Origin of the sequence: Wenyingzhuangia sp. (genome assembly GCF_039768515.1) — a bacterium.
Taxonomy (GTDB): domain Bacteria; phylum Bacteroidota; class Bacteroidia; order Flavobacteriales; family Flavobacteriaceae; genus Wenyingzhuangia.
In genome coordinates this window covers 1-8,219 of record NZ_JBDNAI010000077.1, presented here as the reverse complement: position 1 = coordinate 8,219, position 8,219 = coordinate 1, and the positions used below count along the sequence as shown (strand labels likewise).

Below are 8,219 nucleotides of genomic sequence, written 5' to 3'. Positions count from 1 at the left end.
GAAAGTTTGTACTGCTTATGAGTACAATGGAGAAGTGATTAAGCATTTTCCGTACAATATTGAGCCAGAAAACGTAAAACCAATATACACAGAGATCTCTGGTTGGAAAGAAGATTTGACTGGAATGACTTCTGAGGATCAATTGCCACAAGCGTTGTTGGATTATATTGCATTTATTGAAAAAGAAACAGAAATTAAAATTACGATTGTATCTGTAGGACCAGATAGAAAGCAGACCATCGAGAGATAGTTTTAGTATATATTTAAACAAAAAGCCTCATCCTTTTGATGAGGCTTTTTGTTTTTATGAATTTCCTTTTACGATTGTTTTTTTTTAATGAGAAATCGTATTGTCTTAAGGTTTCACAAATTCACTGAATAAATTATCTTTGTCTTCGTATGAAACTATCTGTCGTTATAAATTTGTTGTTCCTTTTCCTTTCTTTGTTTAGTTCTGCACAAGAGAGCAAAATAAAGATATTGCATTCGAATCAAACTTACGCCGACCAAGAGTTGTATCCCGATGCATTGATTTTGAATGGAGAGGTACGAGTGAAACACGAAGGGGCTATCATGACTTGTAAAAAGGCATTGTACTATAAGGTTCAAAATCGGCTATATGCTTACGGAGATGTATATGTGAATCAAGGAGATACAATCAAACAGTATAGTAATCATTTACAATATGATGGAGATTCAAAAAAAGCTTTGTCTTGGGGTCAAGTTAGGGTTAAAGATAAGGACATGACGTTGACCACAGATACTCTTCGTTTTGATAGGTCCACACAAGTGTTAAGCTATCATTGTTTTGGTAAAATTGTTACTGATAAAAATATATTGACAAGTCAGGTAGGAAAGTATTTTGCAAAGGATAAAAAACTGACAGCAAAACAAAATGTAAAGTTGGTCAATCCAGATATGACACTAAAAACAGGTCATTTAGATTACAATACAAATTCTGGTCGCTCATATTTATATGGGCCTTCAACCATCAAAAATGAGGATAGTGATCTGTATACAGAAAGAGGGATTTATAATACAAAATTGTCTTTGGGTTATTTGTTGAGCAATTCAGTGATTTATCACCAAAATAACGAAATCAGAGGAGATAGTTTGTATTACAACCAATCAGATGATTTTGCTTCGGGTAGTGGAAATATAGTGATTACTGACACAGTGAATAAAATTGTTGTCAAAGGGGATTATGGAGAAATTTATAGAAAGATAGATTCTATGATTGTAACCAAAAGACCTTTGGCGATCTCCATTGTAGAAAAAGATTCTATGTATATTCATGGAGACACAATATCTATAACAGGGAGTGAAAATAAGAAGTTGATGAGGGTATATCATCACGTCAAGTTTTTTAAATCAGATTTAAGCGGGAAGTGTGATTCTTTGGTCACTAGACAAGCAGAGGGAATTACAGAATTATTTAACAATCCTGTTTTATGGTCTGACAAAAATCAAATCACGGGAGATAGTATTCGTTTAATTAGTGATAAGACCACCCAAAAATTAGATTCTTTAAAGATTCTGAAAAATGCTTTCATTGTGAACCAAGACAGTATCGAGGGATATAATCAAATCAATGGGAGAAACATGTTTGGAAAGTTTAAAGATCAAAGACTGTCAACTCTTTTAGTTAAGGGGAATGGAGCGGTGGTCAACTACGCTAGAAGTGAGGATACGAAAGATTTAACCGCTATCATGAAAATGGAATGTAGTAATATTATCTTTTCGTTAGAAAACAATAACATAAAAACAATTCGTTTCTTAAAGCAGCCTGCAGGGAAAACGTATCCCCCTTCAGAATTCCCTGAAGATCAAGCTTTGTTAAAAGGATTTATTTGGAGGGGAAATGAGCGTCCATTAACTAAAGAAGATATTTTTATACATGACTAATTTAAGAAAAGACTTTTTAGATCATCAAGCACAAACCTCTTCTTTTCCATTGATGATTGAAGTGGCCAGTGCGAAGGGTTCTTATGTGTATGATGTACATGGAAAAGCGTATTTAGATTTTATTGCAGGAGTTTCTGCTAATAGTCTTGGGCATAACCACCCAAAAGTTACTAAAGCCATTAAGGATCAAGTAGATCGTTATGCTCATGTCATGGTTTATGGAGAATTTATTCAACAGCCCCAAACAGAATTGTGTAAAATATTGGCAAGTTTGTTGCCCCAAAAATTGAATTCTGTATACTTAGTAAATTCAGGAACTGAAGCTGCAGAAGGGGCTATGAAATTAGCAAAACGAGTCACAAAAAGGTCAGAAATGGTCGCAGCAAAATTCGCTTACCATGGAAATACTCAAGGAGCTATGAGTGTTAGTGGGGCAGAAACTCAGAACAGAGCATTTAGGCCAATTATACCGGGAACAACATTTATAGAATATAATGATGTAGACGATTTGTCTAAGATTACAACAGAAACAGCTGCTGTTATTTTAGAGACAATCCAAGGAGGTGCTGGGTTTATTGTTTCCCAAAACAATTATTTAAAGAAAGTTCGCAAACGCTGTGATGATGTTGGTGCATTATTGATTTTAGACGAAATTCAATCGGGGATAGGTCGTACAGGTACATTTTTTGGTTTTGAACACTACGATTGTATACCAGACATTATAATTACTGGTAAAGGGTTAGGAGGAGGAATGCCTATTGGTGCTTTTATCAGTAGTGAGGACAATATGAGTTTGTTGAAGGAGAATCCCGTTTTGGGCCATGTGACTACTTTTGGAGGGCATCCTGTAATCGCAGCAGCAGCTTTGGCAACGGTAAAAGAAATTACTCAAACCAACCTTATGCAAGAAGCCTTACGTAAAGAACAGTTGATTAAAAGGAGTCTTCAGCATGAGGAGATCAAAGAAATTAGAGGAAAAGGTTTGATGTTAGCGTTAATGATGGAAGATGCTTTCATGGCATCAGAAGTTGTGTTGAAATGTATGGATGAAGGTCTTTTGTTGTTCTTTTTATTGTTTGAAAAAAGAGCCGTAAGAATTAGTCCGCCTTTAACGATTTCTGACGAAGAAATAGAAATAGGCTGTGCGAAGATATTGAAAGTTTTAGATAGGATTGGTTCTTCAAAAAATAGCGATAACAGATTGAATTAGAATAACTAATTTCGGACACTTTTAGTTTGTTTTCCTAAATGTAGAGCCTCTTGCAATTAATTCTGTCTCTAGAGTTTTTGAGTGTTTACTTGGGTGGTCAATCGTTTTTTTGATCAATTCAATCAGTAATGAAGAGGCAATAGTTCCCATTTCTATATCCGGTTGGTTTATCGTTGTCAAGCTAGGTTCTATAACCGCGGAAATAGGATCATTGTTGAAACCAACTAGAGCAATGTCTTTCGGGATTTGTATTCCGTTTTTCTTAAAGTGTTGTATGGCACTGATAGCAGCGGTATCGTTAGAAGAAAAGATACCATCTACCTGGGGTAATTTCATAACTTTGTTAGCCAAAACTATTCCATCTTTTTCAGATAATTTAGATTCTAAGATATAAGAGGCCTTGACGGGAATATTATGATCTTTAAGAGCAGCCATATATCCTTCCATTCTTCTTTTATAGAGGGCTATTTTTTGAATACCTGAAAAATGAACAATGTGTTTACAACCATTATTGATCAAGTGTTCAGTTGCATCATAACTTGCCTTATAGTCATCAATATGGATACTAGGAGTGTTCTCCATGGTCATAGGTCTATCAAAAAACACAATGGGACCCCCATTATTTTTGAAATTTTGAAGATGAAAATCACTGGTGGTTTCCATCGATACAGAAATCAATAATCCATCTACTCTATTCGATAAAAATGTAGAAACCAATTCTTTTTCTCTTTCGAAATTTTCTAGCGATTGTCCTATGACAACATTATAGCCAGATTTATAAGCGGTTTCTTCAATACCCGAGATCACGGAAGAAAAGAAGTTTCTAGAGATTCTAGGAACAATAATACCTATCGTATTGGTTTTGTTTGTTCTAAGGTTAGAGGCTAACGAGTTTTTCTGATACCCTAGTTCGCTTGCTTTTTTTTGAATTAATTTTTTGGTTTTTTGTGAAACACGATTGCTGTTGTTCAATGCTCTAGAGACAGTAGAACTGTTAATTTTTAGAGCTTTAGAAATGTCATGTATGGTAGCCTTTTTTTTCATCATCAAAAAATTAGTTCAAAAAAAAACTGAAGAGGGCAAAAACAATTTGGCAATCTTCAGTTTTATATAACAATTGAAATTAAGATTTAGTTTAACAAGCCAAACACACCAGGTAGCCACAAACTCAGTGAGGGAAAATAGGTGATTAAGAATAAAGAAACAATCATTGCTAAGAATAATGGTAGTAGGGGTTTGATTACTTTATCGATGGTGGTGTTAGCAACACCAATTCCGACAAACAATACAGATCCTACAGGGGGAGTACAGAGTCCAATACTTAAATTCAAAACCATAATCATTCCAAAGTGAATAGGATCCATTCCTAAAGATGTTACCACGGGTAGAAAAATTGGGGTAAAAATAAGCACCGCTGGAGTCATATCCATAAACACCCCAACAAATAACAATAACAAATTGATGATGATAAGGATTATAATTTTGTTGTCACTAATACCTAGCAACACATTACTGATGTCCTGAGGGATGTTTTCAAAAGACATCACCCATGACATACTCATTGAGGCTCCAATTAATAACATTACAATAGCTGTTGTAGAAGAGGAGTCTAACAGGATTCCAGGGATGTTTTTGAGATTTATTTCTTTGTAAATAATACCGAGCACAAAGGTGTATAGCACTGCAATTGCAGAAGCTTCAGTTGCTGTAAATATACCTGCAACAATACCTCCAATTACGATGATTAATAGTAGTAAACTTGGAACAGCGTCAATGAATGTTTTAAAAACTTGCTTTAAAGTGCTACGTTCTCCTAATCTATATTTTTTCTTCTTTGCCCAAAAAGAAGCAACTACCATGAGTAGAAGTCCTGTTAAAATTCCGGGAATATAACCAGCTAAGAACAAAGCTGCAATAGATACACCTCCACTAGCAAGTGAATATACAATGAGTACGTTACTTGGTGGAATAATCAATCCTGTAGTTGATGAAGTGATGTTAACAGCAGCACCAAATTCTTTAGAGTAACCTTCTTTTTCCATCTCAGGGCCTAATATACTACCCATTGCCGAAGCCGACGCCATGGCAGAACCAGCAATGGCTCCCATTAGCATGGCACCAATTACATTTATAAGCGCAAGACCTCCAGGCAAAGAACCTACAAGTGTTTTGGCAAAAGCGATAAGACGATGAGCAATCCCACCTTTATTCATGAGTTGTCCAGAGAGCACAAAGAAAGGAATCGCTAGCAATGAAAAGCTATCAAGTCCTGTCCCCATTCTTTGGGAAACAGTTGTCAAAGCGGGTATGGCAGGTATGCTAACAAGCATAGTCAACACAGAAGAAATAGCAATACTCCAGGCCACGGGTGTTCCGATGGTTAGTAAAATTAAAAAACTTATTACTAATACTAATTCAGGTAAAAATTCCATAATATTTATGCGCTTAAAAGATCCGTAATTTTATAATAAACAATTAATATTCCACTAACTGGAATTACCGCGTATACAAAAGCAAGTGGTATTTGTAGTGCTGGTGAGGTTTGTCCTAAGGTAAAACTAATATATACCAATCGTGAGCCACCAACAACCATTGCGGCTAGTGCGAAAATAATGACGAGTAGGAATACAAATATTCTTAGTTTTTTTTGTGTTGCAGGACCAGTTTTTAAAGGCACAACATCAATAGCAACATGCATGTTTCTACCCGATACATAAGCCGCCCCGAGGATACCGACCCATATCATTAAATATCTTGACAATTCATCAGTAAATGAACTAGGAGAAGCTAGTACAAATCTTGAAAACACTTGCCATAATACATTAACAACCATTAACCCCATGATTATTGTAAGGGTAGTCCCCAATATTTTGTCTATTTTTTTTCTTAATTCCATATTATTTCGAGTTTTTAATCCTTTGAATCAATGGGTAAATATCTTTATCATTTTTAACCCTATCATATATGGGTTGAACCTTGTCTGAGAACAAAGTTTTGTCAGGTCTTATGATGGTAACCCCAGCTTTTTTTACTTCGGTAAGTGCTTCCTTTTCAGCCTTTTGCCAAAGGTCTCTTTGGTAGCCAATGGAGTTTTTTACCGCTATATTGAACCAAGTCTTTTCTTGTTCGGTTAGAGCGTTCCAAAAATGAGTACTTGCCACAAGAATATCAGGAACTACCGTATGTTCATCTAGTGTATAGTTTTTACAAACTTCGTAGTGTCTGGATAAATAAAAGGAGGGTGGGTTGTTTTCAGCAGCATCAACAACTCCTTGTTGCAAAGAAGTATACAATTCACCCCATGATATTGGTGTAGGAGAACCTCCAAGACTACTCACCATTTTCATTGCGCTTACACTTTCCATTACACGTACTTTTAAACCTTTCAAGTCAACAGGAGATTCTATAGGGTTTTGTTTGCTGTAAAAGCTTCTACTTCCAGCATCGTAAAATCCAAGGCCTTTGAGCCAAAACTGTTCTCCATTATCTAATAATTCCTGACCAATCTCTCCATCTAACACATCAAATGTGTGTTTTCGATCCCTGAACAAATAGGGCAATCCAAAAATTTTCATTTTAGGGGCAAAGTTTTCTAAAACAGCAGCGGATACCTTTGTCATTTCTAGACTCCCTATCTGCAGCAATTCAAGACATTCTCGTTCTGTTCCGAGTTGCTGACTTGAGTACACATTTATTTTTAAAGTACCATTTGACAATTTATATAAATCATCACTCATTTTTAGCATTGCGATATGAACCGAATGCTTGGTGTCTAAACCATGAGCTAATTTGATCGTTTTTGTTTTTTTTGATATGTTGCTACACCCAAATAAAAAGGGAATCATACATAAACAAAGTAGGCTTGCTTTTATTTTCATAATTTTATTTATCTCATTTGTTTGTAAGAAATCTAAACTCTTCACAGAGTCAACCATCAAGCCGACAGTTGATTTATTAAAATTCAAATCTACAAGCAAATGTATAGTTTTAGTATTATAATACAATCGATTGGATTATGTTTTTTTTTATTACATTTACCTTCGAATTGAATTTTAATAAAATATAAATATGAAACAGAATATCGAGACTAGATATGCAGCTTCTCCAAGGGAAGTAAAAAAAATGGATACTCAAGAACTGAGAGACGAATTTTTAATAGAAGATTTGTTTACCAAAGATCAAATTAAACTAGTATATTCTCATTACGATAGATATATCACAGGTGGGGTTTTGCCAGTAAGTAAGCCAATAACTTTAGAAACGATAGATCAATTAAAATCATCATATTTTTTAGAAAGAAGAGAATTAGGAATAATTAATGTAGGAGAGACTGGATCTGTTAGTGTTGATGGTAAAGTATATAAAATAGGTCATAAGGAGGCTTTATATGTCGGTCAAGGTAACAAAAAGATAGTTTTTGAAAGTGAATCTTCATCTAATCCTGCTTTGTTCTATATCAATTCTACACCTGCACACAAAGCATATCCTACAAAAAAAATAGGTTTGGATGATGCTGAAGTTGTAGACTTGGGAACTCCAGAGACCTGTAATGCTAGAACCATTCGTAAATATATTGTCAATAGTGTTGTTGAAGTTTGTCAATTGCAAATGGGAATGACTACCTTGAAGTCAGGAAGTGTTTGGAATACAATGCCAGCACATGTACATGACAGAAGAATGGAAGTTTATTTCTACTTAGATTTACCTCAAGAACAAGGGGTTTCACATTTCATGGGAGAACCTACAGAGACCAGACATATTTGGATGGCCAATCACCAAGCTGTTATTTCTCCACCATGGTCAATTCACTCGGGAGCAGGTACTTCATCGTATACTTTTATTTGGGGAATGGCCGGTGAAAATTTAGACTATGGAGATATGGATATGTGTGCAATAAACGAACTAAGATAAAATAAAAAAGTAGAATTATGTCAATTAATTTATTCGATTTAACTGGAAAAGTTGCTTTGGTAACAGGAGCCGTTCATGGTTTAGGAATGGCAATGGCCAAAGGTTTGGGAGGTGCTGGTGCAACCATTGTGGTAAACAATTATTCTCAGGATACTCTTGACGAAGCGGTAGCTGAATACAAAGCTGCAGGATT

9 protein-coding genes are annotated in these 8,219 nt (G+C 35.2%); 5 read left to right on the top strand and 4 right to left on the bottom strand.

The features are described from left to right. From ABF281_RS04715 to ABF281_RS04705, 3 genes are all read left to right on the top strand, one after another. Positions 1-250, top strand: a 250-nt coding sequence (locus ABF281_RS04715) for an adenylosuccinate synthetase (RefSeq protein ID WP_347180542.1), incomplete at its 5' end; no start/stop codon positions are given. A 149-nt stretch (positions 251-399) separates the two neighbouring features. Continuing rightward, positions 400-1,905: an OstA-like protein gene (locus tag ABF281_RS04710; protein ID WP_347180541.1), complete on the top strand. Its 1,506-nt coding sequence runs from the start codon at positions 400-402 to the stop codon at positions 1,903-1,905. Next, positions 1,898-3,115 carry an aspartate aminotransferase family protein gene (locus ABF281_RS04705; protein WP_347180540.1) on the top strand — a complete coding sequence of 406 codons (1,218 nt, stop codon included), beginning with the start codon at positions 1,898-1,900 and terminating at the stop codon, positions 3,113-3,115. Before ABF281_RS04710 ends, ABF281_RS04705 begins: the two co-directional genes overlap by 8 nt. Positions 3,116-3,136: 21 nt before the next feature. Here ABF281_RS04705 and ABF281_RS04700 read toward each other — a convergent pair whose 3' ends face one another. The 4 genes from ABF281_RS04700 to ABF281_RS04685 form a co-directional block, all read right to left on the bottom strand. Next, positions 3,137-4,162, bottom strand: coding sequence for a LacI family DNA-binding transcriptional regulator (locus ABF281_RS04700; RefSeq protein WP_347180539.1), 1,026 nt, complete (start codon positions 4,160-4,162; stop codon positions 3,137-3,139). Between the two features lie 83 nt (positions 4,163-4,245). After that, positions 4,246-5,547: a TRAP transporter large permease gene (locus ABF281_RS04695; protein ID WP_347180538.1), complete on the bottom strand. Its 1,302-nt coding sequence runs from the start codon at positions 5,545-5,547 to the stop codon at positions 4,246-4,248. Positions 5,548-5,552: 5 nt separating this feature from the next. Next, positions 5,553-6,011 (bottom strand): TRAP transporter small permease, encoded by a 459-nt coding sequence (locus ABF281_RS04690; RefSeq protein WP_347180537.1) that lies wholly within the window; start codon positions 6,009-6,011, stop codon positions 5,553-5,555. 1 nt (position 6,012) lies between these two features. Then, a complete protein-coding gene (locus tag ABF281_RS04685; RefSeq protein ID WP_347180536.1) occupies positions 6,013-6,993 on the bottom strand; it encodes a TRAP transporter substrate-binding protein in 981 nt (326 codons plus the stop codon). A 190-nt stretch (positions 6,994-7,183) separates the two neighbouring features. On the opposite strand from ABF281_RS04685, the gene kduI reads away from it, so the two are divergent. Further along, positions 7,184-8,026: a 5-dehydro-4-deoxy-D-glucuronate isomerase gene (gene kduI / locus ABF281_RS04680; protein WP_347180535.1), complete on the top strand. Its 843-nt coding sequence runs from the start codon at positions 7,184-7,186 to the stop codon at positions 8,024-8,026. 17 nt (positions 8,027-8,043) lie between these two features. Further along, a partial coding sequence (locus tag ABF281_RS04675; RefSeq protein ID WP_347180543.1) for an SDR family NAD(P)-dependent oxidoreductase occupies positions 8,044-8,219 on the top strand: 176 nt, incomplete at its 3' end.

Excerpts from the sequence above, each read along its gene's own strand:
- ABF281_RS04705 (WP_347180540.1), top strand. The coding sequence starts at position 1,898 with ATGACTAATTTAAGAAAAGACTTTTTAGATCATCAAGCACAAACCTCT.
- ABF281_RS04685 (WP_347180536.1), bottom strand. The coding sequence starts at position 6,993 with ATGAAAATAAAAGCAAGCCTACTTTGTTTATGTATGATTCCCTTTTTA.
- ABF281_RS04700 (WP_347180539.1), bottom strand. The coding sequence starts at position 4,162 with ATGATGAAAAAAAAGGCTACCATACATGACATTTCTAAAGCTCTAAAA.
- ABF281_RS04710 (WP_347180541.1), top strand. The coding sequence starts at position 400 with ATGAAACTATCTGTCGTTATAAATTTGTTGTTCCTTTTCCTTTCTTTG.
- ABF281_RS04690 (WP_347180537.1), bottom strand. The coding sequence starts at position 6,011 with ATGGAATTAAGAAAAAAAATAGACAAAATATTGGGGACTACCCTTACA.
- kduI (WP_347180535.1), top strand. The coding sequence starts at position 7,184 with ATGAAACAGAATATCGAGACTAGATATGCAGCTTCTCCAAGGGAAGTA.
- ABF281_RS04695 (WP_347180538.1), bottom strand. The coding sequence starts at position 5,547 with ATGGAATTTTTACCTGAATTAGTATTAGTAATAAGTTTTTTAATTTTA.